18 protein-coding genes and 1 tRNA gene are annotated in these 22,689 nt (G+C 67.5%); 11 read left to right on the top strand and 8 right to left on the bottom strand.

Going from position 1 to position 22,689, the window contains the following annotated elements; translation table 11 throughout:
• Window positions 1-5 precede the first annotated feature (5 nt).
• A complete protein-coding gene (locus ACFWPI_RS14255) occupies window positions 6-1,001 on the bottom strand; it encodes an NAD-dependent epimerase/dehydratase family protein (protein ID WP_380369687.1) in 996 nt (331 codons plus the stop codon).
• Between the two features lie 65 nt (window positions 1,002-1,066).
• Window positions 1,067-1,273 (bottom strand): hypothetical protein, encoded by a 207-nt coding sequence (locus ACFWPI_RS14250; RefSeq protein WP_380369684.1) that lies wholly within the window; start codon window positions 1,271-1,273, stop codon window positions 1,067-1,069.
• A gap of 159 nt (window positions 1,274-1,432) precedes the next feature.
• Between ACFWPI_RS14250 and ACFWPI_RS14245 the strand changes: the two genes are divergently transcribed.
• The 4 genes from ACFWPI_RS14245 to ACFWPI_RS14230 all read left to right on the top strand — a co-directional run bounded on the left by ACFWPI_RS14245 (window position 1,433) and on the right by ACFWPI_RS14230 (window position 7,909).
• Window positions 1,433-2,779 carry a transcriptional regulator gene (locus ACFWPI_RS14245; RefSeq protein ID WP_380369682.1) on the top strand — a complete coding sequence of 449 codons (1,347 nt, stop codon included), beginning with the start codon at window positions 1,433-1,435 and terminating at the stop codon, window positions 2,777-2,779.
• Window positions 2,780-3,151: 372 nt separating this feature from the next.
• Complete coding sequence (locus ACFWPI_RS14240) at window positions 3,152-5,125, top strand: hypothetical protein (RefSeq protein WP_380369680.1); 1,974 nt, start codon at window positions 3,152-3,154, stop codon at window positions 5,123-5,125.
• A gap of 5 nt (window positions 5,126-5,130) precedes the next feature.
• Window positions 5,131-5,532, top strand: a complete 402-nt coding sequence (locus ACFWPI_RS14235) for a hypothetical protein (RefSeq protein ID WP_380369677.1) — start codon at window positions 5,131-5,133, stop codon at window positions 5,530-5,532.
• A 475-nt stretch (window positions 5,533-6,007) separates the two neighbouring features.
• The gene (locus tag ACFWPI_RS14230; protein WP_380369674.1) at window positions 6,008-7,909 is read left to right on the top strand and encodes a hypothetical protein; all 1,902 of its coding nucleotides are present in this window, start codon (window positions 6,008-6,010) and stop codon (window positions 7,907-7,909) included.
• 115 nt (window positions 7,910-8,024) lie between these two features.
• Here ACFWPI_RS14230 and ACFWPI_RS14225 read toward each other — a convergent pair whose 3' ends face one another.
• The gene (locus tag ACFWPI_RS14225; RefSeq protein ID WP_380369671.1) at window positions 8,025-8,975 is read right to left on the bottom strand and encodes a hypothetical protein; all 951 of its coding nucleotides are present in this window, start codon (window positions 8,973-8,975) and stop codon (window positions 8,025-8,027) included.
• 392 nt (window positions 8,976-9,367) lie between these two features.
• Here ACFWPI_RS14225 and ACFWPI_RS14220 point away from each other — a divergent pair, with 392 nt between their 5' ends.
• The 3 genes from ACFWPI_RS14220 (at window position 9,368) to ACFWPI_RS14210 (ending at window position 12,456) form a co-directional block, all read left to right on the top strand.
• Window positions 9,368-10,189: a hypothetical protein gene (locus tag ACFWPI_RS14220; RefSeq protein WP_380369668.1), complete on the top strand. Its 822-nt coding sequence runs from the start codon at window positions 9,368-9,370 to the stop codon at window positions 10,187-10,189.
• Window positions 10,176-11,354 carry a helix-turn-helix domain-containing protein gene (locus ACFWPI_RS14215; RefSeq protein WP_380369665.1) on the top strand — a complete coding sequence of 393 codons (1,179 nt, stop codon included), beginning with the start codon at window positions 10,176-10,178 and terminating at the stop codon, window positions 11,352-11,354. The genes ACFWPI_RS14220 and ACFWPI_RS14215 overlap by 14 nt, the downstream gene beginning before the upstream one ends.
• Before the next feature lie 436 nt (window positions 11,355-11,790).
• Window positions 11,791-12,456 carry a hypothetical protein gene (locus ACFWPI_RS14210; protein WP_380369662.1) on the top strand — a complete coding sequence of 222 codons (666 nt, stop codon included), beginning with the start codon at window positions 11,791-11,793 and terminating at the stop codon, window positions 12,454-12,456.
• Here ACFWPI_RS14210 and ACFWPI_RS14205 read toward each other — a convergent pair.
• On the bottom strand, window positions 12,401-12,814 hold the full coding sequence (locus ACFWPI_RS14205; RefSeq protein ID WP_380369660.1) for a hypothetical protein: 414 nt from the start codon (window positions 12,812-12,814) through the stop codon (window positions 12,401-12,403). The two genes, ACFWPI_RS14210 and ACFWPI_RS14205, sit on opposite strands and share 56 nt — an antisense overlap.
• Before the next feature lie 256 nt (window positions 12,815-13,070).
• Here ACFWPI_RS14205 and ACFWPI_RS14200 point away from each other — a divergent pair, with 256 nt between their 5' ends.
• Window positions 13,071-13,601 (top strand): hypothetical protein, encoded by a 531-nt coding sequence (locus ACFWPI_RS14200; protein WP_380369658.1) that lies wholly within the window; start codon window positions 13,071-13,073, stop codon window positions 13,599-13,601.
• Window positions 13,602-14,431: 830 nt separating this feature from the next.
• Window positions 14,432-15,070 (top strand): hypothetical protein, encoded by a 639-nt coding sequence (locus ACFWPI_RS14195; protein WP_380369656.1) that lies wholly within the window; start codon window positions 14,432-14,434, stop codon window positions 15,068-15,070.
• A 272-nt stretch (window positions 15,071-15,342) separates the two neighbouring features.
• Here the strand turns inward: ACFWPI_RS14195 and ACFWPI_RS14190 are convergent, their stop codons facing one another.
• From ACFWPI_RS14190 to ACFWPI_RS14175, 4 genes are all read right to left on the bottom strand, one after another.
• Window positions 15,343-17,532: a hypothetical protein gene (locus tag ACFWPI_RS14190; RefSeq protein WP_380369653.1), complete on the bottom strand. Its 2,190-nt coding sequence runs from the start codon at window positions 17,530-17,532 to the stop codon at window positions 15,343-15,345.
• Window positions 17,532-18,389, bottom strand: coding sequence for a hypothetical protein (locus ACFWPI_RS14185; protein ID WP_380369650.1), 858 nt, complete (start codon window positions 18,387-18,389; stop codon window positions 17,532-17,534). Before ACFWPI_RS14185 ends, ACFWPI_RS14190 begins: the two co-directional genes overlap by 1 nt.
• 5 nt (window positions 18,390-18,394) lie before the next feature.
• Window positions 18,395-19,237, bottom strand: coding sequence for a vWA domain-containing protein (locus ACFWPI_RS14180; protein WP_380369647.1), 843 nt, complete (start codon window positions 19,235-19,237; stop codon window positions 18,395-18,397).
• A 286-nt stretch (window positions 19,238-19,523) separates the two neighbouring features.
• Complete coding sequence (locus ACFWPI_RS14175; RefSeq protein WP_380369644.1) at window positions 19,524-20,012, bottom strand: YajQ family cyclic di-GMP-binding protein; 489 nt, start codon at window positions 20,010-20,012, stop codon at window positions 19,524-19,526.
• A 216-nt stretch (window positions 20,013-20,228) separates the two neighbouring features.
• On the opposite strand from ACFWPI_RS14175, the gene ACFWPI_RS14170 reads away from it, so the two are divergent.
• Window positions 20,229-20,309, top strand: a tRNA-Tyr gene (locus ACFWPI_RS14170).
• Window positions 20,310-20,745: 436 nt separating this feature from the next.
• Window positions 20,746-22,578: an APC family permease gene (locus tag ACFWPI_RS14165; RefSeq protein ID WP_380369642.1), complete on the top strand. Its 1,833-nt coding sequence runs from the start codon at window positions 20,746-20,748 to the stop codon at window positions 22,576-22,578.
• Window positions 22,579-22,689: the final 111 nt, after the last annotated feature.

Genomic DNA, 22,689 nt, shown 5'->3' with positions numbered 1-22,689 from the left:
GTGGTTCAGGCGCGGACGGGCTGCGGGGAGTCGGCGGTCAGGTGGGTGAGCTGGCGGAAGATGCCCCGCCGGAGGTCCGTGCCGGGGGTCCAGCCCAGGAGGTCGGCCGCCCGGGAGTGGTCGGCGAGGGTGGTTTCCACGTCGCCGGCCTGGGCGGGCCGCTGGTTGATCGGGACCGGGTGCCCGCTCAGTTCCTCGACGGCGTCCAGCACCTCCAGCACGCTGGTGCTGACACCGGCTCCGATGTTGAGGACGGTCGTGCCGATCGCGGTGGTCGCGGCGGCGACGGCCGCGGAGACCACGTCGCCGACGTAGGTGAAGTCGCGGCTCTGACGGCCGTCCCCGTAGAGGTCCAGCGCCGGACCTCCGAGCGCTGCCGCCAGCGCGCGGCCGATCAGCATGTCGCCGCGCTGACGGGGCCCGTAGACGGTGAACAGCCGAAGCGCCACTGCGGTGACCGTGGACGTGGGCTTGCCCGCGTGGGCCAGGCACAGCTGTTCACCGGCGAGCTTGCTGACCGCGTACGGGGACTCGGGGCTCGGCGTGCGCCCTTCGGCGGTGGCGCCGCCGCCGGTGGTCCCGTAGACGCTGGACGAGGAGGCATACACCAGCCGGGGAACGCGGACGTCCTCACAGGCGGCCAGCACGCGTTCGGTGGCGAAGACGTTGCTGGCGGTGTACTCGGCGAACCGCTCGCCCCAGGAGCCGCGCACACCCGGCAGGGCGGCGAGGTGGAAGACCGCGTCGGCCTGCAAGAAGAGGGCCTGGAGCGGGGAGGTCCTCAAGTCGGCGGCGACGAAGGTGAAGCCGGGGTGGTCGAGGGCTCCGGTGAGGTTGGCCGCCGCGTCCGCGTCGGTGCGCGGGTCGCGGCGGTCCACGCCGATGACGGTCGTCCCGTCGGCGAGGAGGGCGTCGACCAGGTGCGAGCCGATGAATCCGGCCGCACCGGTGACGACCACCCTGGCCAGGGTGGTGCGGGGGTGCATCGGGGTGTGCTGCATGAAGGTCCCCCGGTGGGAGATGAGTTGAGACAGGATGACGGACCGAACGCGGGAGCAGAGCTCTCTCAAGCAACCGGCTCCCGATCCGGGAGAGTGCGTGCCGGCGGTGCCGTGAACTGCTGTTCGGCACCGAGTTGGTGCTGGGCGACGGTCCCGAGCAGCGCGAGCGTGACGATGTGGCCGAGCCCCCACAGCACGGTGAACGCGACACCCAGCGGGTCGCGGTGCGCGCCGCGGTGGCGACCTCGCTGCGGGTTCGCGGTTGCGTCCATGGCTGGGTCCCCTCCGCTCTCTTCGGACGTCGGCCGGTCCAGCGTCGCGGCGCGGCGGAGTGTTGCGGAACGTTTCCAGGGGGTTTCTCTCCGAGAGCACTCGTGCTGCGGCGGGTAGCACTACGCTCACCAACAGGGCCCACAGAGCCGGGGGTTGAGATGAGCGAAGGCATGCTGGCGGTCCACCCGCTCACCTACCTGCTGCAGTTACGCGGATGGGGAAAGAACCAGTTCGCGGGCATGATGCGCGACCGCGGTGCCGCGCTGAAGATCCACCTGGCGACCAATCGGACGCTGGTCTGGAAGTGGGAGCAGGGCCAGGAACCCGAGCCGGACGCCCAGTACGTTCTGGCGGACCTTCTCGGCGTCAATCCCCGTGCCCTGGTTGCCAATCCGTGGCCGCGATGGCTCCCGGTCTGGGAAGTGACCGGCATCACGGCGCCCTGGACGAAGACCGGTACCGTGGACGTACTGGTGGAACTGGTCAGGAGTGGTCATATGGATCGGCGGGGCTTTCTCACCATCACCGGGGCCGCCATGGCCACCGTCGCCGCGAGCTGGGCCTCCGCCTCGCCCGCCCTCGCCTCCGCCCTGAACGGCGACCAGGTGACCGACTCCATGGTCGACACCCTCGAAGCCCGCGTCGCCACCCTCCAGACCCTGGACGCCCAGATGGGCGGCGCCCGCCTCATCGAGCAGGCCCGCGGCGACCTCGCGATCATCACCACCCTGCTCAAGCAGGGCCGCCACACCGAAGCCGTCGAAGCCCGCCTGTACGGGCTGGCCGCCCAGGTCAACTACATCGCCGGCTGGATGGCCTACGATAGCGGCCTGCGCTCAGCCGGCCAGCAGTACTACCTCGGCGCCCTGCGCGCCGCCAAGACCGTCGGCGACGACGCCCTCGGCGCCTTCCTCCTCGCCGAGATGGGTGTCCACCTCTCCGACGCCGGCAACCCTGCCGAGCGCGTCGCCCAGGTCGAGACCGCCCTCGCCAACACTCCCTCGACGATGCAGCCCGGTGTCCGCAGCTACCTCGAACTCCACCACGCCGAGAGCCTCTCCCGCGACGGCCAGCACCAGAAGGCCGGCTCCGCCCTCAATCGCGCCCACGACCTCTGGACCAGGAACGGCGGCGACCAACTCCCCAGCTGGCTCTCCTGGTACGGCGACGCCCAGCTCAGCTCCACCGAGGGCAAGATCATGCTCCGCGCCGGCCAGGTCGAACGCGCCACCAGCGCCCTCGCCTCCTCCATCGACCACGCCGTCCCCCGCGACCAGGCCGTCCGCTCCGGCCGCCTCGCCACCGCCCGCCTCGCCGGCAAGGACCTCGACGGCGCGCTCGACGCGGCCAACCGCGGCCTCGGCCTCCTCGAAACCAAGGTCCACTCCGTCCGCGCCGTCAGCCGCCTCACCAAGTTCGACGGCTACCTCAAGCCGTACGCTGCTGAGCCCGCCGTCGCCGAGTTCCGCGAGCGCCTGCGCGCGCTGCCGGCTATGGCGGCCTGATCAGAACTGCTGATTTCTACCATTTCGACCTGCCGGCTCCCGGCATGGCACGACGGATTCTGTGATCACTAGTTGTTCAGCTGGTTCCTGTGTTGGAGCCAGCTGCTTCGGTGCAGCCAAAACGGAGGATGCCCGGCCGCTTTCGATGCAATTGGGAAACCTGGTGCGACCGACTTGACATCCATCCCCAGGATGCGATCAAGTATTCCCGCCTGGCCCTTGCGAAGCGGCCAGCTCCGGGTATCCCGAACCGACCCTGTGATGCCGACGGACAACCCACTTCGCTGATGTCAGGGCCGTCGTACGAGCTAATGAACCATTCGCACGCGCCTTCTATGCCAGGTCGGGGCAACAGGGAAGGACTGTCGCGCGATGTCGATCCACCAGCAAGTAGCCAGTGCCCGAGAGCAGCTCACCGGAGAGTCGTTGCGTGGGGCAAGGCTCCGCGTCGAAGCCTTGGCGGACTGGTCTGTGCTGATCCCCGCACCGACAGAAACCCAGTCATTGCTTGAGTCGTTGCTTCTGCAGCGCATCGGCTCGCCAACGACCCCCAGCCGGTTCCCGCTGGGCATCGCCGAAGTTGTGCCACAGCGCGCTCGGCTTGACGTTTGGTTCGAAAGCCCTGAGTTTGTGAGCCCAGTTCTTGAGCTACTGCCCTACCGGGACACTCGCAAGTCGGTACGCGGCATCAAAGACCTGTGGGCCAAAGCTGTTGGGACCAGTGTCGAGATCGCCTTCGCACGCAATCCGGACTGCGGAGTGCTCGTGCTCAAGTCTCTGGAGAAGACTGACCTTGGCTCGGTCCTGTCTGACTACCAGTCACAATTGGAGAGTCGTCGACGTACGCCCTTGTGGAGCATTGACCCAAGTGCTCTACCACCTCTGCCTTTTCGGAACTATCGCCGAGGCCGCCCTCGTCGGGCAACGGAGATTGATCACCACAATTCAGCAGGGCAACTTGCCAGTGCTGTCTTGCGCCGCATTCGCTTGTGGGATCGTCTGGCGGGCCACATCAGCCTGAACGTCAGCACGCAATTGGCCGACCACGGCCTTGACTGGCAGATCACCCGCGGGCTGACATCAGGCAGTGCGGTACACGATGAGCGGCTCGTCTCCGTGTTGCAAGACCCCATCGCAGGCCCAGGTCTTGTTGTTGACCTAGCCAACCACGATTGCAGCGAGGGCGTTTGTGTTCTGCGGTTCGTTGCACCTTCTCGCTTTCCGAGCGGTTGGGCCAGCGTGCTCACTGTCCGCACCGTGATCGCGGACGCTCCAGCGGTGCGAAGGTCGACGAAGCCTCGCTCCTTCGAGGTACTGGGCGAGGTCCCATTTCCCAGTCGACCGGGCCGGGGCGGGGGTTCCGCAGTGGTGCCGGATGTCGTCACGCGTGGCGGGCCCGCAGCTGATGCCGACAGAAGCCAACGAGTCTCTCTCGGTCGTTGCATTCAGCTGCTGGCTCCCCGGTTCTCCAAGAGCCCGTGGGAGCTGCGTCGAGCCGCCACCCAGATCGGTGCTGCGTGGGCTCTGCAAGGTGACCGAGTCCTCGTCCTGACAACATCGCAAAGTGATCGACCGTCGCGGATCCCTCGGCGATATGGAGAGCCGGAGTGGCCAACTGCGCAGCGTCCAATGTCACCGGCCGACGCTACCTCCTGGCGAAGGCTTCGCATCGTGCCCGGGGAAGGGGACCTCTACGACTACACCTCCTATGGATATCGCAGTGAGATGCAACCTGTACTCACACGCGCACGGCAGGAATTCGATTGGATCGTCTTTAGCGACGGCTTTGACGATCACGGTATGGGGCCCTACGTAGATGAGCATGCCGATGACTACCTCGTGCTCGTTGGCAGTGGGGGCTACGAGACCACTGTGACGATCACTGAGAGCCGCGACGGAGATGCCGTGAAGCGGGAGATCCCGCTCAGCGCTGCGGAGGCAGCGATGGCTTGGCGCGAACGCAACCTGACCTGCATCCCGTTCGATCGGGTTCCAATCAGTGGCTTGATCCTTCAGCAGCCGATGCAGGACATTGAAGTCTTTGATGACTTTGTCTACCAGGTCGACGCCGAGCTTGCGCGGTGGGGTACCCCGGTACTCGCTAGGCTCCCCTATGACGGTCCCATGGATCGGTCAGGTACGGTCCTGGATGCTGTCAGCGAACAGTATCAGCGCACGTTCCTTGAGCAGTGCGCCTTGATCAAGTCGGCCCTCTCCTCAACTCGGTCATACGGTCCTCCTATCCATTCAAAGCCTGGTCAGCGGCGTAACCGAGATGTCAGGAGCACTGTCGAACAGGCGGTATCGGCGCGCTTCCCGCAGCACCTCCTGAAGAAGGCCAGGTAGGCCCGGTGTCGTTGTTCCTGGAGCGTAGCAAGTCCGCAATTGCGACCTCTATCGTCGCTTTGGCTCCTTCCCAGATGCCGGCATGGGTGACCGCACTCGCGATTCTGGCGGTGCTGGCCTACTGCGTGGTTAAGACTGTCTTCCCACAGGACTCGCCGGACCGATTGGAGTGGTGGAAGGAGCGCCGGAAGACGCATCTGACGCGGCGGCGACCGAGGTGGCGGACGTCGTGCTCATATAGGGAGTCGACGAGGCCAGCTCGCGAGGCGTTCGCGGGCGTTCAGGTCCTTGAGCCCGCAACGGACGTGGATGTGGGCGTCTCGGTCGAAGTCGTGTCTGTCCTAGACCGCGAACAGATCAGAGTTGACAGAACAATTAGGCGGCACCTGTCCGGTGGGGACTACTAGTTCTGCGGGCAGTTCGAGAGGAAGGCATCTTCTCTGCTGGCAGGGCTCAGCGGCCACTGGGACGGCAGATTATGTGAGGGGGCCGGGAAGACCGGCCCCCTCGGCACCTTTAGAGGAAGTGCCGCGCTGTCCAGAGAAGAGCCTCGATGAGTACTCGGGCCACGAGGGACCTGAGGACCTTCTGGCCTAGATCTGTGCAATACGCGCGCTTTTTGTCCGAAGATGCCACAGAGGCCCCCTCAGTCACGGCGTAGAGCCGCTCCGCCGACCGGACGGACTCAAGTCGAGTCCGCTTTGCGGTGTGCCTTGAAACCCGCCGGTCGCCAGTTGGCAGCGCAGGCAACAAGCTACACCTTCGAGACCTTGGTCAGCGAGCGCATCAAGCGTGCTGCGTGGATGGGACGACAGATGTGTGGAAACGGGCTCGTGGCGACGACTGGTCATACTGGCGCCGGCTATTTGCCAGACTGGACACATGTATGTGAAGGGTGGAGAGACCAGGGCTTCCTGGTGCACGGAACTGGCACATGCGCTGAGGGACCGCAAGTACGAGGCCAATGAGCGTGACCTGGGATGGGTCGAGGCGCTGGACCAACTGCGCGAGTGGCTTGGTGACTCGCGGCCCTACACGACACAGCACCGGCGTTCCTGGGAATCAGCGATCGCGGACTTTGCGTACGCGACCAGCCGTCTCCCAGGCCGCGCACGTAGTGTGCTGGGCGTGTCCCTGGCGGACCTGTCCCTGGCCCTGGGGCAGTTGCCTGAGGCGCGGGGGGAGGTTCGAGCACGAGCAGTAGTGCTGGCGGGCAGTCTGGACACTGCCTTGGCCAGTACGCAGCTCCTGGGGGCGGTCTGGAACGACCTGGTGGAAATGGTGCAGGGGCCGGCAGGGGCCGACGACGTGACCGGACTCGTCCGTATGCTGAGAACGCTCCTGCATCGTTCGGACCGTGATGCCGACCGGCTCTTTCAGGTCGTGACTGGAATCCTGTACGACCAGGCCACAGCAATAAGGAGCGCACAAGTGCTTCTCGGAGAACAGGACGGTCTCGCTAGGAGCCCGAAGGGCCTGCCGAGCTTCTACACACAACCTGCTGGTTTGCCGCATTCAGAGCGCGCCGGCCTGTGTAGACGCGTACTGGAGATCCCGCCACGTGATGCCCACCACATTGTGTGGCACGCATTCGACAATGCTCGGATCGGCCAGATGGTCCAGGAGTTTGGCCCGGTTACGCTCTACCATCGCGACTGGCTGCACGGGACCATCGTGGAGAACGGCCCGCACAAGCACACCCTTCCGGTGGAGATCAGCTCGCCTGACGCGGACTTCCCCGCCGATCTGCTGCCCGAAGGAAGAGACGTCGTGATAGCCCGGGTGGACCTCGGGGTCCGGGCGCGGTCCGCCGCCCCGGTTGATTCCCAACTCCAGGCCAGATCGCTGGTTGCTGCCGCTTCGTTCCCCGAAGCACAGCATGGCTGGCAGATGTTCAACGGATACATCCACTTCGGGGACGGGTACCGCACCGACGAGTTCTTCAGCAAGCCAGAAGAGGACCGCACGGAGCAGGCGCCGTTCGGCCACCTCGACGTGACCGCCCGACGGCTCTCCGAACTCGCCCCGCGTGTTATCCCGTTCTTGCCAGAAACGAGCTCAGATCTAGCGGCCGTGATTGACGCGATCGGCTGGTGGAAAAGCACTGGGACCCAGCCCGCCCACCCTGCTGTGATCCTCGACGTCAGAATCCTGGAGATCCTCTCCGCCGCGACATCGGGAGGGCCCTGGTACGAATTCCTTGACTGCTACTACAAGAACGCGTGGATCCATACGCAGATCGCCGGGCGCCTCGTGCAGTTGGCATGGCGCGCACTGGACCACCGAAACCATCTCGACCCTCAAACCGCAGCACAGATCGAACGGCGTCGCAGGACCCTTGTCCTTCATGAGGCGTCGCCTGGCTTTCGTGTCGACCTCGCCCAGGTCATTGCCAGTCTCCCTTTCCTGACTGCCGTCTACCCAGAGAACATGCCGAATCGTAGGCGAGCAACCGACTTGGTCCACCGCCTCGCGGACAGCGATTCTCGGGCCGAGTGGTACAGCGCGCTGGAAGGCACATGGTCACGTGCGGTGTGCCGGCTGCGGTCGGTACGAAATTCCATTGCGCACGGCGGCCCCTCGACAATCGCAGCGGTCGCCACGGTCGCCCCGTTTGCCCACGGCCTCGCGGGTGACGCGCTGCTGGACAGTCTGACCGGACTGATAGAGGGACACAGCCAGGAACAAGGGCAGGAGGGCAGGCGCAATCGGGAAGACCGCTGGGTGCGTCAGTGGCTGTCGGGAGCATCGGCGGCGGAGGCTTTCTCCAATACCCCTTCGTAGCTCACAGGGTTCGGCTGGAGCCGCTCTGGCTGTCTTTGTCGCCAGCTACCTCTGATCGTTGATTGGTGTCTCATGGCGGCGTGACGGCGGCCAGCTCAGTGACGCTGGTGCCGCACTACTGGGCTGCCGCCAGGCTGCCCAGGTGCAGGCCAGCGGTCCTGGCAGCGCGCAAGGCGTCCCTGGCGCGCGCCGCGCCGCTGCGGGTGACCTGCTCGCTCCCGCCGACGCCGACCGTTCGCGCACCGAGGCCCGCGCATGCCCGACAGATGCCCGGCTGGGGCACCGGGTCGTGGCACTTGGAGCACTCGGCGTACCGGGTCGCTGCGGGTCGTACAGCGGGTTGGACGGGCGGTATCTTGCGCTCCAGGCGGTAGCGGAGCACCGCGACGGCCGAGTGCATCGGGGCGGGCAGGCCCGGCAGCAGGGCCTGGGCAAGGTCGGCCTGGGTCGCGCCGTGCTCCAGCCACTGCGCGACGAGGGGCGCGAGTTCCTCGGCTTCGGCCTGGCCGAGCCGCAGGCGCGGCTCGGGCCGGATCACTCGGAACAGCGTGGCAACCGCCTCGCGGACCTGCTCGTCCGGCACCGCCACGGGCTGCTCGGCGGTCTCCTCCTCGGGGTCTTCCGACCGCCCTCCCGTCCTCGTCAGCGGTTGGTCGGCGAGGACCGGCTCGGCGGGATGGGAGGGTTCTTTCACCAGGTCCTTTACAAGGACGCCAGCGCCACCGGTGGTCGCTTCACCGGAGGCCGGACGGGTGACACCCGGCAGCACCGTGAGCTGCGGGGTGTCGTAGACATGGGTCTCGGTGATGATCGTGCCGTCCGGCATGCGGATCTTCTCGACCCGATAGAAGCCGGCCTCGGCCAGCTCCTTCAGGGCCTTGCGGATCGCGCCCCGGCCCTGCGGGCTGGTGTCGGCCATGTGCCGACCGTCCTCGCGCCAGCCGTCGGGCCGGGAGAGGAGGTCCGCGAGCAGGCCGCGGGCGGTGTAGGAGAGCCGTCGGTACTGCAGGACAGCGTTGGGGAGCACGGTGAAGTTGCGCACGTGGGCGCTACGATGGACGCGCATCGGGAGGTACCACTCCTGGTGCCGGACCCCGGAGCGTTGGCGCGCTGCCGGGGTCGCCTATTTGTGGTTAGGCCACGGAACGTAGCACACGCACCGTTCGAAGATCGACACGATCGGCGAGCGATCGCGATCACACATCCGCCGGGCGCAACCGACCTCTCGGTGACCGCTGAGTGTCAGCTACTGCCATCGCGATAGGTCGTGAGCGGCTGCGGTCCAGCCGGGCAGCCGAACCAGCCGCAGTGAACATCCAGCGCCAGAGCAAGCTGCCCTCGGCACCACCTGCGACCTGACCCACTGAAGCGCTTGTGCAAGTTCTATGACATCAACTAAAGTGCGCTTGGCTGTGATGTGCTTCGATGGAAAGTGCTGACCTCAAGGAGCTCTGACGCATGGACGTGCCGCTCTCTCCCTGGATGACCGAGCTGTTCGGTGAGCAGGCGCTCGCCGTCCGTACCGGGCTGGGCCAGGCCCTCCGGAACATGCAGGCCAATGCGCAGGCCGTCCAGGAGCAGGCGGACGTCCGGACGAAGCACCCGTTCGGGACTTCGCGGTGGGCCGGCCAGTTCGAGCGGGTCTACGAGGAGCTCAGGGAGCTTCCCGGGGCCAAGCCGGTGAAGCCGTACCGCTTCCCATTCGAGCTGATGCTGGTCGGACGAGGCCTGATCTACCCGTTCCTCTACGCGAGGACCCGGTCCGACATCCTGACCGCGCGCGTACCCAGCAACTCCGGGATGGTCCGGGAGCTGTTCGCCTTCGCCCCGGCTCCGGCGGCTCCGACAACTGTCCAGGGCGCCTTCGACTTCGAGTTCGCCGCACCGCCCGAGGAACCGGCAGTCGAACTGCACGGCGGTCTCACCGCTGTGCCTCCGGACACCTGTCTTGTCCTGGTGCCCTTTGCCTGCAACTCCTCGGACCTTCTGGAGGCGCAGTGGGGCATCGCCGCTCCCAGCGCCAACGGGCTGTTGGACTGGGTAGGCGGACCGGAGGCACTGCCGCTTCCGGAGACCGTCACCTTCCATGGGAAGCGCCTGTCGTCCATCCCGGCTCAGGTCGGACCCGCAATTCTGGAGCACACCAGCTTCGACCAGGGTGAGACGCCTACTCTTGCCATGTCGTCCCGTTCGAACGTGGATCGAACGCTCAACGTGACGCCACTGACCGAAGCGGAACCAGCGAACCCTCAGATCAACGAAAACGATGCGACGAACTAGGCAAGACCTCATCCCGGGACTGGAAGAACGTGGGATCACCCCTCGTGCCGTCATCGACGGTTTCGATCCAGCCCGGCTCACCCAGGCCCGCCGACTGGCGGAGATGACCAAGAAGGATGTCGCTGAGCGGCTCGGTGTCACGCCGGCCGCCGTCGGCCAGTACGAGACGGGAGTTGCCAAGCCCAGACCGGAGCTGGTTCCCGGCCTGGCGGACATCCTCAGCGTGCCGCTGTCGTTCTTCTTGGCCGGTCGGCCGAGCAGCCGCCTCGATGCCTCGATGGCTCATTTCCGGAGCCTTCGCAGCACTCCGAAGGCCCAGCGCGAACGGGCGCTGGCCTTCGCCGAGCAGGTCTGGGAACTGACCTACGCCCTGGAGCTGCGGGTACAGCTGCCAGCCGTGGACCTGCCCGGCTTTGCCGGAGGGGAGGTGCATCCCGGCGAAGAGCTACCGACAGAGCCTGCGGCGGCGGCGCGAGAGCTGCGTTGCCGTTGGGGTCTGGGGGACGGTCCGGTCACCCACCTCGTGAGGCGGATGGAGTCCCACGGCATCATCGTGGTCATGCCGCCGGCGGGCGACACATCGGCCACAACTGTCGACGCATTCTCCTCCCGGACTGCCCGGCCCCTCGCGGTCCTGACGTCCAATCGTGCTGATGACGTCTACCGGCACCGCTTCACCGCCGCACACGAGTTGGGTCATCTGGTGCTTCACGGCGACGCCACCGGGGACAGCCGGCAGGAGAAGGAAGCTGACGCCTTCGCGGCCGAGTTCCTCACCCCGCAGTCCAGCATCCTGCCGCTCCTCCCTCGCCGCATGGACCTCGCGCGCCTGGCCGAACTGCGGCGCACCTGGGGCGTCTCCATACACTCGTTGATCTACCGCTGCCGTGAACTCGGGCTGACCTCGGATGCGACGACCAGCCGCGCCTACCAGCGCTTGCGCGCGCTCGAAGGGCAGCCGGGATTCGCGTCCGAGTCGGTCAACGGCTTCTCCGGCGAACAGCCCGCCCTCCTGCGCCAGGCCTTCGAACTCGCGGCCGAGGAGGACGGCCTCACGGTCGAGAAGCTCGCCCGTGAACTCGCTTGGAAGTCGGAACGCGTCTGTGAGCTGCTGGGAGTGCGGAATGAGCGCCCGGTGCTTCGCCTGATCAGCAGTCATTCTTGACGCCAAGGCCTGGCCATGGCTGGCTGATAGGGAGACCGGCTCGATGCCGGTCTCCCTATCGGCTCTTCGCTGGCGAAGAGCCTTTGCGCTCGGGTTCTTCGGTCAGCTGAGGTAGGTGTGCCGGAAGAGCCCGTCGAAGCCGAGGCCTCGGTACATCTCGTCGAAGGACGCCCACACCTGCTCGTCTTTCGCGGCGCCTCGCGCGGCGGTGACGTCGGCGGTCTCCAGCTCGTGTTCCCGCCACTTGTATTCCGTTGCAGGTTCCTGCTCGTTGCCGAGCTGCCTTGGTGACTTTGGCCCGCGTACGTCTTGGCCGTCAGCTTGTAGGACGAAGGTTGGGGGTGGCGGGCGGCCATCGCAGCTTGCGATAGGCGTTCGTTGGTCTGGTCGATTCCTGCGGGCATACCTCACGTCTGGTCATCGATACGCTGAGCCCGTGAGTCAGCACCCTGCCCAAGCCGACCGACGTCGTCCCGGCCTCTGGTACGTCCTTTCGCCGATCCTGAGCGTAGGCCTGCTCGCCTGCGCACCGTTCTGGCACGCCTCCACGCGGTTGTCCCGCGCTCATCAGCGCGATGCAGCGAAGGCTCGCCGCCTGGCCATCGTGTTCACCGCCGTCCTCGCCGGCGGCCTACTCATCCCTCCTGCCGCAGGCTTCACCGCGCTCGCCGGGATGATCATCGCCCCGATCCTCGCCTCGCCGTACCGATCCCTGATCTATGGCAACACCGCTCAGCAGCCGATACCGGCCGCTTCGGAGCCCGCTGGCGCTCTCGCCGTGGCCCAACAGGCCCGAGCCCTGCGGGCCGAGGCGCGCCGTATCGTTCAGGACGATCCTGCCATGGCCCGTGAGCTGGGTATCGGCCGACCGGGCCGAGGCAACGGGTACGACGACGGCGGGCTGCTCGATCTGAACAGCGCCAATGCCCAGACGATCGCTCAGGTACTCGATGCCAGCCCAGATATGGCCGAACGCATCGTCACCGCCCGCCGGGAGATTGGCGGCGCGTTCCGCTTGCTGGATGAGGTCATCACGTTCGCGAGCCTCACCGAGGGCGAAGAGCTGGTCGTCCGTGAACGCGGAGTCCTACTGCCGTGTTGAACAGCACGTCGGGAGCCTCAGGGAGGAGGCGCTGGAATTCGGCGCGGTCCTGGTCGGTCATGGTGGCGACGAGGCCAGTTCCGGTGGCGGCGTGGTCGGGGAGCGCGATCCAGTACCGGTAGGCGAGGACGCGGAGGGCGTCGAGCGGGTCGACGAGGTCTCGCTTCAGCAGGAGCTTGTACACGTCGAAGAGGGCTTCGAGCTCTTCCTCTCCGGCGGCGTCGGCGATGGCCTGCTCGGGCTCGCTGAACGGGCGCCCGTCTTGGTGGGACCAGGTGTTGGTGTCGTCGCGGTAGACGAAGTCCGCGTCGAACAGCAGCTTCATGATGTTGCGGTTGACGAGGTTGGGAGTGGTCAAGGCTCTCCTTGGGGAGTTGCATGTGGATGCGCGGCTGTCGGCGGCTTGGTGGCCGTCGCTCGGTGGTGGTCTGGCGAATCGCTTCTGTGCGTTCCGGGGCCGTTAGCCTCGGGGTTCAGCGCTTGCGGCGTTGGGGGTTGAGTCCGGGCTGGTGTGCCAGGGCCGGCTGATCCGTGCCGAGTGCGGGTGTGACGGGCCTGGTGGTGCGGAGGCGGGCGGCGTCGGCGGCGCGGTTGGGTTTGGGGTTACGGCTGGTGTGCTGGATGCGGCCGAGGAGGACCTTGGCGGGCTGGCGAGCCGTGGCGAGTTCGCGGCGGGCGGCTGCCTCGGTGAGGAGTTGGCGGGGTTGGTGGCCGCTGGCTTCGGCGTCGGCGAGGACGGTGGCGAGGGCGGGCCAGGTGGGGTCGGCGAGGATCCGTGCGGCGTGGCTGGGGATGGCGGCGCGGAGGTCGTGAGCGAGGTCGTTGATCGTCTCCTGGGCGGGCTGGCGGTGGGCGAGGGCGGCGAGGTGTTCGGCGGCGGCCTGGTCGTAGGCGCCCTGCAGGTGCTGGACGGCGAGCTGGGCGGCCTGGGCCTGCTGGTGGTGGCCACGGGCCTGGTGCCAGCGGCCGGCGAGGACCGCCGCCCAGACGAGGGCGGCGATCAGGACGGTGAGGGCGTTGCCGCCGGGTCCGTCGCCGGCGTGGAGGATGTCGCGGGCGGCCCGACGCAGGTCGGCGGCGGCTCGGTGGTCGGCGCGTACCCGGGAGTGTTGGGCGCGGGCGAACGTGCGGGTGGCGGCTTGTAGTTCGGCGCGCAGCTCGTCGGGTGCTCGCTGGGCGGTGGCGTTGATGATGTCGCCGAGGGCGGTGATCTGGGCCTGCGCGAGCGCGCTGTCCCCGGTGTCTCCGTCGGCTTCGGTGAGGTGGAGGGTGTCGAGGGCGTCAGTGGTGCGCTGCCAGCTGGTGCTGTGGCGGTAGCGGAGGGCGGTGGGGTGCTCCTCCGGGGCGCTGGTGGCGAGGAGTGCTTGGAGCTTGGGCAGGGAGAGATCAGGGGCGATCTTGCTGCCGGAAAGGTAGTTGGGTATGCCGTCGGTCTTGAGGTCGCCGGGCCGGGCTACGGAGTACCCCTTCAGGTCGCCGGAGGCTGATCAAGCACCGCGAGAGCGTCAAGACGGTGCAGAAGCAGCTCGGCCGCGCCAAGCCGTCGATCACGCTCAACACCTACACGCACCTGTGGCCGGACGAGGAGGACACAACGAGGACGGCGATCGAGGCTGTCTTCAGTAGCGCACCCTCGATGTGCCTCCCCAGGCCAAGGCGTTGAGTGTCGGGTGGCGCTCTCACGGTAGGCATGTCGGCCGCGAAGCGGGTGGCCGCCGTTTGGACGTGCACCATCTACCACAGAGCCGTCGTGCAACGTGGGGTCATTTCTCGAACGTAAGTCCTTGGGGCCAACTGGCTTGATCTCAGGGCGCGTTGTCAGTTGCGTCCTCTACCGTGCGAGATGGAGTGTTCAACTCGACGAGGAGGACTGCCATGGCCGAGCAACTGCGTCGGAACTACAGCAACGCCACCGTGGCCGCGTTGATGACCGCGCTGCGGGGCTCCGACCGTACGCGTCATCGACGGGGAGCCGATGCTGAATCTCGACATCGCGCACATCCGAGCCCTCAAGCCGGAGGGGAAGCGGTTCGACGCGATGTGGACCCTGGAGCAGAGGAACAGCTTCGCCAACTTGTTGCTGCTGTGCAACGTGCACCATAAGCGGGTCGACGGGGCAGGCGGAGAGAACTACACCGTGGAGATCCTGGAGGAGTGGAAGCGCGTTCGTGAGGCGGACGGACGAGACGCCCTGGCGGGACTGAGCGGTCTGACCGAGGCGCGGCTGGTGGAGATGATCTACGAAGCGCAGGAAGCGTACGTCGAGCGGATCGGCCCCCTTTTGGGGAGCATCGCAAAGGAGATGCCAGAACTGGCGTCCCTGATGAAGGTCCTCAGGTCGGACCTGGAGGTGCTGCGCGGCAGCCGGTTGGGGGTCTCCGAGGACACGGCTTGGATGCTTCACGAGGCCAGCAACGGGCTCCAGCACCTTCAGGACAACGCCCCCTGGCTGCATGAGGCCAGCCGTGACCTGCGCCACCTTCAGGACAATGCCCCACTGCTCGCGAACGCCGCCAGCGCCCTCTCGCGGTTGGCTGATCTGCCGTCGTCGCTGAGCTCGGCTGCCGGTGACATCCGGAGCGCGGCTGCGGCGTTGGCGGACGCAAAGTACTGACGGGTTCCGGGCGCGACGCGGAATCGACTGAGGTGTCGATGACCGACTTGGTGCCCGCACCGCCGGTCAGAAGTCAGCCCTACTCGGCAAGGGCACAACGAGGGTCGTCGGTGGCGGTTGTCCCCGCCGAAGTGCCCTCGTTGTGCCCTGTGGCCACCTGGAGCCTGCGTTTCCGCCCCGCTGACCTGCGAGTCTGCGGCGATTGCGGCGCTGACCCGGAAAACTCCTGTCACGTGTTTTCCCCGCAACGTGATCTCGATCCCAGGTAGGCCCTAGCGGTTCGTCGCGAGGAAGCGGAGGTACCGGCGCAGGCCGAAGGCGCGGCGATGTTGTTCGACAGCCGTGGAGAGCTGGGCGACCAGCAGATTGTGGGCGGCGCTCGCGCTGGCGAGTTGGGCTTGTTGCTGGAGGAGCAACGCGCGCTGCTTCTGAGTAGCCGTCTGGTGCTGCTGCTTCTCCGTGTTGGCCTGCTGCTGGTGGGTGGTGATGCGCTGTTGGAGCTGAGTGCGCTTCAGTGAAGCCGCGCTCTCGGCCCGCGCGATGTCGGCTTCGTGCTGCTTCTTCTGCGCGGCGAACTGCTGGCGGATCGCCGTTCGCTCCTGCTGGCTCAGACTGGTCGGAGCCGACTTCTGGGCTCGTTGCTCTAGCGAGGTCCGCCAGCTTTCGAGTGCGGCGGCCCGGACTTCGCCAACGCCCGGAACCTTGACCTCCTGGCCGTTGGGCCTGATGAGGAACGCGTCGCGGTTGTTGTACCGGCTGCTCTGCATATACCGGACACCGGTGAAGTCGGCGGCCGTGCGGATGCCGGCGGCGACCAGCGCGGTGACTGTCCCCGAGCCCATATTGGAGAGCCTCTTGACCTCTTGAATGGAGGATCGGCCGAGTCTTTCCCGGACGTGTGTCCTGATCGCGAACGCCAGCGCGGCTTCCAGCCGCTTCTGCTCCGTGGTGGCCAGCGTGCTCAATTTCGTCCGGAGGCTGCCGGTCTCCTTGTTGAGCGCGCTCGTGATCCGGGCCTGTTCGTCGCGCAGTTTGGCCTGGAGGTTTTTGATCTGCTGATTGATCTGTGCGTCCCGGTGCGCGCTGACCTTGGCCAGGGCATCGATCTCCTCGCGGACCTTCTGCACTGCTGCCGCCGGGTCCTCCACCGTTCCCGCCTGCTGTTGAAGCGCCCGCAGCCGGGCTTTCGAGGCTTTGACCTCGGGACAGGAGGACCGCGTGGCCTGGAGGGCGCCACCGGACACGAGGAGAGCCCCGATCTGGGCAGCGGCCAGATAGCCGTAACCGGCGGGCATCACGCTGATGGCGGTCAGCGCCACGGGGGCGGCCGACCCGGTCAGTGCGAGGACGCCGGAGAGGACATCGGTCGCTCGGCGACGCGCGAAGCCCCCGGAGGTGATCGTGCCGGCACTCCCGCTGCTTCCCGCCGGGGCGTTGCGTGGTGGCGGGATGTGCCCGGCAAGCCAGGAGGGGGTTCCGTTCGCAGGGGCTGCCGTAGGAGTTGGACGCTGGGTCGAAATCGCACCGGCTGTGGACAGCGCCGGTACCGCGTGGGTGCCCGCAGTGAGCAGGCTGTGCGTTTGCGCGGCCAGCGCTCGAAGGTTCGGGTCCGCATGGGTCAGCAGCAGGCTCCAGACCAGCGAGGACCGCGGCTCCTTGAAGTCATCCTCCTTCAGAATCAGGAACTCTCCCTGATCGTCGTGCAGTTGAGCCCAGATGTCGGGATCGGTGGCAATCGCGACCAGGCTGAGGTGGATGATCCAGGACGAGAAGCGGTCCATCGAGGGGCCGAAGTCCGAGCTCGTGCGGCTCGGGGACTGGTAGTTGCGGTGGCCGTTCTCCGTGGACCCCTGTCCCTTGAGGTCCGGAACGTACATTCCGTCGTAGTCGACGAGGCGGAATGTGCAGTCGGACGCGACCAGGAGGTTTCCGTGCTGGAGGTCGCCATGGGCGATGCCGAGCTTCTCCAGGTCGGCCACCAGTGCGGAGAACTGCTCGGCAACCCTGAGGATGGCCGTCGAGTCCCGAACGTTCCGGTCGATCCAGGTGATCAGATTGGTGCCCTCCGCCCAGGCCATCTTCAGGGTCGGGTACCACTGGCCGGCGACGAGGACGCCCCGCGGCAGATACTCGATTCCGACCGGCCAGGGCTGGGACAGCTTGGCGTGCCTGAGGCCGGCGAGCTGCTTGCTGATGGCCTGGTAGCGGGCCTCCAGGGTGCTGCTGTCGCGGGTGAAGCACTTCAGCGCGTATCGCTGACCACCCGGGGCGGTGATGGAGAAGACGCTCGCGAAGTTCCCTGAGATCGCCTTCGGCCCGAGCACGGGGCTCTGCTGGACCGTACCGTGTTTGAGATCGGGGTCCTCGAAACACAGCGCGGGGTTCTGAAGGGCTTCCACATAGTTCGCGCCGGTCGGAAATCTGCGTCCGGCGACAGGTCCACCAGCGGGGGAGACCGCCATCACCCCTCCGTCTTCACCCGCACGCGAATGAGGGCTACGTCGTCGTTGCGCATCCGGGACTCGGCCCGCTCGTGATGGAGCCAGTCGGCGAATGTCTCCTCGCCCAGATCGGCGAGCCTGCCCAACTGCTTCCCTGCTCCGCCCGATTCGATCTCGGGGTGCGACAGCAGCCACGCCGCCAGGGCATCGGTTGCCAGGAGGATCTCGTCGTGTGTGCGCAGCTCGCCCGCTGCGGTCGACATCCGGCTGGCGATCAGCGTGGCGTCCCGGTTGCGGCTGCTCAGAAGTTGAGGGGTGATACCGAATCCGTGGCCGTCCGTGATGGGGAACGAAGTGACCAGGCGGTCGTCACGGAGGTGGAGGAGACAACTGTCGCCGAGGGCGAGGGCACGCCAGGCCCAGCGTGGCACCGCCTCGGAACCCTCCGGACCGGGAGGTACCGCCTGCACGTGAACGGCCGTCAGCGTTGCGAAGGCCCCCTTCTGCAGACCCGGTTGCTCGTACCAGGCGATCGGCCGCCCGCTGGCCGCCCGCTCCGCCTGGTACGTCGAGAGGTACCCGTCCCACTGGTCGACGGTGCGGGCCAGGAGATCCTCGACGAAGGCCCCGGACAGGACGCCCTGCCGATCCCCCCGCTCATCGGCAGCCACCATCGACGCGACCGCGCCCTTCACCAGTTGCCTGGCCCAAGCTCCGGCGAGCAGGCTCTCGGACGCCCCGTCGGACACGGCGGCGAAGAGCGAACTGGTGTCGGAAGACAACGAGGCCTCGATGGCGTCCTCGCACTCCTCCAACGAGTTGCCCGTCTTGGGCACGCGGAAGTGCTGGACGTCAAGGGGCGTTGAGTGCGCGCCCACGCCGTTCAGCGTAGTTCCGTGGCGCGCGTACCGATGTCGAGGAACTCGATGATGGACGTGATGTCGGCGTTGTAGACGAAACCGCGCGTGGCCTCGCTGACACGGTGGCCCTGCGAAGCGGTGTAGGAACGCATGTGGCTCGGCAGCACGCTCGACATGTGGAAGAGCAACCGGGAGTAGGTATCCGGGAGTTCGCTCTCGCTGTCGGGGAAGGTGACGGGAGTTCCGCTCGCCCCGGAGACGTGCAGGTTGAAGAGGAGCACCGGACCGTCGGCGGTGGCGTGCGAGGCGAGTCCGATGGCCGCGCTCGTGGGGTCGCCGTCGGTGGACTCGCCGTCCGTCAGGTTGAGGACGATGGGCGGGAAGCCGCCCGGGTGCTGGTCGACCCAGCGGGCGACCAGGGAGTCGGCGTAGCCGAGGGCCCGGGTCATCGGGGTGCCGCCGTTGGTGACCGGGTCCATCCAGACCGGGAACTGTACGGTCGTTTCGACGAGACCGCCGGCGCCGTCCGGAACCTTCTTCGTACGGCTCTCCAGACGGGCGGGGCTGTTCGCGATCTCGCTCAGCGGCACGAGGTCACGCCCGGCCAGCGCGCCGGTGAAGGCGGAGCCGACCTGGGTGTGGCCGTAGCCGATCACGGCGACGTGGAAGTAGTCGCGGACGCCTTCTTCCTTCGCGCACTTGACCGACAGCTCGGTCAGCAGCCGGTTGATGGCGTCGGACACGACCTGGGCGCGTTGCTGGACCGTCTCGCCGCTGCCGATGGGATCGCTCATCGAGGCGGACTGGTCCACCAGGAAGATGAAGCAGCCGGGGTTGGTGCGGCTGATTTCGGCGGTGTAAGGCATCTCGGTGACCCGGCTCCTCTTGCGCGACGGGGGACCGAATCGCACGGCACAGGAACACGTGCGGGAAAGCCTGACCCCCCAGGGAAGCCGATCGTAGCGGATGGTGTGCTATGGAGTCACCGTGTTCTGGAGCCGGAAGCCTCTGTGGCCGAACACCTCCGCGTTCACCCGTGGCGGGACGAGGAGGGCACAACGAGGACGGCGATCGGGGCTGTCCCCGCCGAAGTGCCCTCGTTGTGCCCTGTGGCCATCTGGAGCCTGCGTTTCCGCAGCTCAGCGGGGTCGACTAGCGGTAGTTCACGTACTGGAGCGCGAAGTCCAGGTCCTTGCCCTTGAGCAGGGCCTGCACGGTCTGCAGGTCGTCGCGGCTCTTCGAGCTGACCCGCAGCTCGTCGCCCTGGACCTGAGCCTTGACGCCCTTCGGGCCCTCGTCACGGATGATCTTCGCGACCTTCTTGGCATCCTCCGTGGAGATGCCCTCCTTGATGTCCGCGAAGATCTTGTACTCCTTGCCGGACAGCTGCGGCTCGCCGGCGTCCAGGGCCTTGAGCGACAGTCCGCGCTTGATGAACTTGCCCTGTAGGACGTCCAGGATGGCCTTCACGCGCTCCTCGCCGTTGGCCTTCATCTCGATCTTCTCGCCGGAGCGGCTGATCTCGCCGCCGACGCCCTTGAAGTCGAAACGGGTGGCGATCTCACGGGAGGTCTGGTTGATCGCGTTGTCGACCTCCTGCCACTCGACCTTCGAGACGATGTCGAAACTGGAGTCGGCCATGGGTGTTGGTCTCCTTGATGTTCTGGCTTCACTGGCACGGCCTGCCCCACCGGGCGTCCGCCTCCCCAGCCTATCCAGCGGCACCCCGCCCCCGCCCCCGACAGCCACGCCGCGGCCCTTGATCATCACGTGACCTATCGAGTGGCGGAGCACCCCCCGGCATCAGGTATTGTTTACGACGTCGAACGGGGCGTACGCCCCGGGAGACGAAATCCTGGCTGGTTGCCCGAGCGGCCAAAGGGAGCAGACTGTAAATCTGCCGCGCAAGCTACGCAGGTTCGAACCCTGCACCAGCCACAGGATGGAGAACAGCCCCCGATCTGCGGAGACGCGGATCGGGGGCTGTTGTCGTTTTCGCGTCGCGTGAGGGGCGCGGTGCTGCGGTGGCGCCGCCGGGCGCACTTATTGCGCATTGCTTGCAATTACGGGCAGTAGGCAGCAGAGTGGGTGCGGGGGTGGGTGGGGCCGTTCAGCGTGATTGTGGTGGTGTCCCGGGTGTGCGTAGGGCGCGCCGGGGGTTCTTCGCAAGAGCTGGTCGTCTTCCCAACCGGCGCCCGCCGGGACAGCGGCCCACCCATCCCCGCCACCGCCCCCCGCCATGAGCTCTCCCGCGGTGCGTCAAGGGCCCGTCAATGGTTCCTGGGGTGGCGTCAGGAACGCGTAGGGGTCGGGGGAAGGGCAGGGGTGCGGCCCGCAGGATCGGAGGAACTACCGATCGCGGAGGTTCCGTCCGATGTCCAGCGCCATCACCACCCCGGCCGTCACGGCCGAACCCGAGCCGCCGGACGCCGCTGCGGGCGACGAGCGGCACCGGCTGAGTGCGCTGGGCGGTCTGTCGGCGCTGTCGTTGGACGCGATGGCCTCGGTCGCGTACGGGCCGGAGTCGATCGTGCTGGTGCTGGCCGCGGCCGGCGCGTACGGGCTGGGCTTCACGCTGCCGGTGACGGTGGCGATCGCGGTGCTGCTGGGCGTGCTGGTGGCGTCGTACCGGCAGGTGATCGCGGCGTTCCCGGACGGCGGCGGCGCGTACGCGGTGGCGAAGGAGCACCTGGGCCGGCGGACGGCGCTGACGGCGGCCGCCTCGCTGGTGATCGACTACATCCTGAACGTGGCGGTCTCGGTGACCGCGGGGGTGGCGGCGCTGACTTCGGCGGTGCCGAGCCTGTACGACGACCGGGTCTGGCTGTGCCTGGGCGTGCTGGCCCTGGTGACGGCGGTGAACCTGCGGGGGATCGCCGAGTCGGCGCGCTGGTTCATGGCGCCGACGGCCGTCTTCGTGGTGTCGATCCTGGCGATCATCGTGGTCGGCCTGTTCCGGGACGGCCCGGCGAGCACCGAGGCCGCCGCGGGCCACGCCTCGACGCTGGCCGAGAACGCCACGACCGTCGGCGCGCTGCTGCTGCTCAAGGCGTTCGCGGCCGGGTGCTCGGCGCTGACCGGGGTGGAGGCGGTGGCGAACGCCGTCCCGTCGTTTCGGACCCCGCGGGTGAGGCGGGCGCAGCACACCGAGGTGGCGCTCGGCGCCCTGCTCGGCGTGATGCTGATCGGGCTGGCCGTGCTGATCGGCCGTTTCCACCTCCAGCCGGTGGAGGGCGTCACGGTGCTGGCCCAGCTCGCCGACGCCTCGCTCGGCCACGGCGCCGCGTTCTACGTCGTCCAGTTCGCCACCGTGGTGCTGCTCGGGCTGGCCGCGAACACCTCTTTCGGCGGGCTGCCGGTGCTGCTGCACCTGCTCGCCCGGGACAACCACCTGCCGCACGTGTTCGCGCTGCGGGCCGACCGCCAGGTGCACCGGCACGGGGTGCTGTTCCTCGCCCTGGTGTCGGCGGCGCTGCTGGTCGGCTCGGGCGGGGACGTGAACAGCCTGGTGCCGCTGTTCTCGATCGGCGTGTTCGTCGGGTTCACGATCTGTCAGGTCGGCATGGTCCGGCACTGGTCCGTGCACCGGCCGGCCGGCTGGGCGTGGAAGGCCGCGCTGAACGGGTTCGGCGCGCTGCTCACCGGGGTCGCGACGGTGGTGGTGACCGGCACCAAGTTCACCGAGGGCGCCTGGGGCATCGTGGTGGCGCTGCCGCTGCTGGTGGTGCTGTTCGAGGCGGTGCACCGCAGCTACGGGCTGATCGGCGAGCGGCTGGAACTGGGCCGGGTGCCGGGCGCGGTGACCCGCCAGCGCAGCCTGGTCGTCGTGCCGGTGACGGCGATCACCCGGCTCACCCGGGACGGCCTGTCGGCGGCGCTGTCGCTCGGCGACGAGGTGCTGGCGGTGACGGTGGTGCACGAGCAGTCCGAGGCGGAGGCGCTGCGGCGGGACTGGGAGCTGTGGCAGCCGGGCGTGCCGCTGGTGGAGATCCCGGAGGACCGCCGCCGGCTGGGCCAGCCGATCGCCGCGTTCGTGAACCGGCTCGGCGAGGAGCACGCCTACGACCGGCTGACGGTGCTGATCCCGGAGGTGGAGCCGGCCCGCTGGTGGCAGCGGGCGCTGCAGAACCGGCGCGGCGCCGTGATCGACCGCGCGCTGCGCCGGCACACCGACGCGGTGGTCTGCCGGCTGCGGATGCGGATGTGACCCGGGCCGGTGCAGCCGAGGTGTTGGGCGTCCACACCCCGGGCGTCCACACCCTGGACGCCCGATAACAACCTGGCATCTTGACGCAGTCTTAACGGGGCGGCCTTAACG

The organism is Kitasatospora sp. NPDC058492 (genome assembly GCF_042720685.1).
In the GTDB taxonomy this organism is placed as follows: domain Bacteria; phylum Actinomycetota; class Actinomycetes; order Streptomycetales; family Streptomycetaceae; genus Kitasatospora.
This window is presented reverse-complemented; position numbering and strand designations above follow the sequence as displayed.

Excerpts from the sequence above, each read along its gene's own strand:
- ACFWPI_RS14255 (WP_380369687.1), bottom strand. The coding sequence starts at position 1,001 with ATGCAGCACACCCCGATGCACCCCCGCACCACCCTGGCCAGGGTGGTC.
- ACFWPI_RS14250 (WP_380369684.1), bottom strand. The coding sequence starts at position 1,273 with ATGGACGCAACCGCGAACCCGCAGCGAGGTCGCCACCGCGGCGCGCAC.
- ACFWPI_RS14245 (WP_380369682.1), top strand. The coding sequence starts at position 1,433 with ATGAGCGAAGGCATGCTGGCGGTCCACCCGCTCACCTACCTGCTGCAG.
- ACFWPI_RS14240 (WP_380369680.1), top strand. The coding sequence starts at position 3,152 with ATGTCGATCCACCAGCAAGTAGCCAGTGCCCGAGAGCAGCTCACCGGA.
- ACFWPI_RS14230 (WP_380369674.1), top strand. The coding sequence starts at position 6,008 with ATGTATGTGAAGGGTGGAGAGACCAGGGCTTCCTGGTGCACGGAACTG.
- ACFWPI_RS14225 (WP_380369671.1), bottom strand. The coding sequence starts at position 8,975 with ATGCGCGTCCATCGTAGCGCCCACGTGCGCAACTTCACCGTGCTCCCC.
- ACFWPI_RS14220 (WP_380369668.1), top strand. The coding sequence starts at position 9,368 with ATGGACGTGCCGCTCTCTCCCTGGATGACCGAGCTGTTCGGTGAGCAG.
- ACFWPI_RS14215 (WP_380369665.1), top strand. The coding sequence starts at position 10,176 with ATGCGACGAACTAGGCAAGACCTCATCCCGGGACTGGAAGAACGTGGG.
- ACFWPI_RS14195 (WP_380369656.1), top strand. The coding sequence starts at position 14,432 with ATGCTGAATCTCGACATCGCGCACATCCGAGCCCTCAAGCCGGAGGGG.
- ACFWPI_RS14190 (WP_380369653.1), bottom strand. The coding sequence starts at position 17,532 with ATGGCGGTCTCCCCCGCTGGTGGACCTGTCGCCGGACGCAGATTTCCG.
- ACFWPI_RS14180 (WP_380369647.1), bottom strand. The coding sequence starts at position 19,237 with ATGCCTTACACCGCCGAAATCAGCCGCACCAACCCCGGCTGCTTCATC.
- ACFWPI_RS14175 (WP_380369644.1), bottom strand. The coding sequence starts at position 20,012 with ATGGCCGACTCCAGTTTCGACATCGTCTCGAAGGTCGAGTGGCAGGAG.
- ACFWPI_RS14165 (WP_380369642.1), top strand. The coding sequence starts at position 20,746 with ATGTCCAGCGCCATCACCACCCCGGCCGTCACGGCCGAACCCGAGCCG.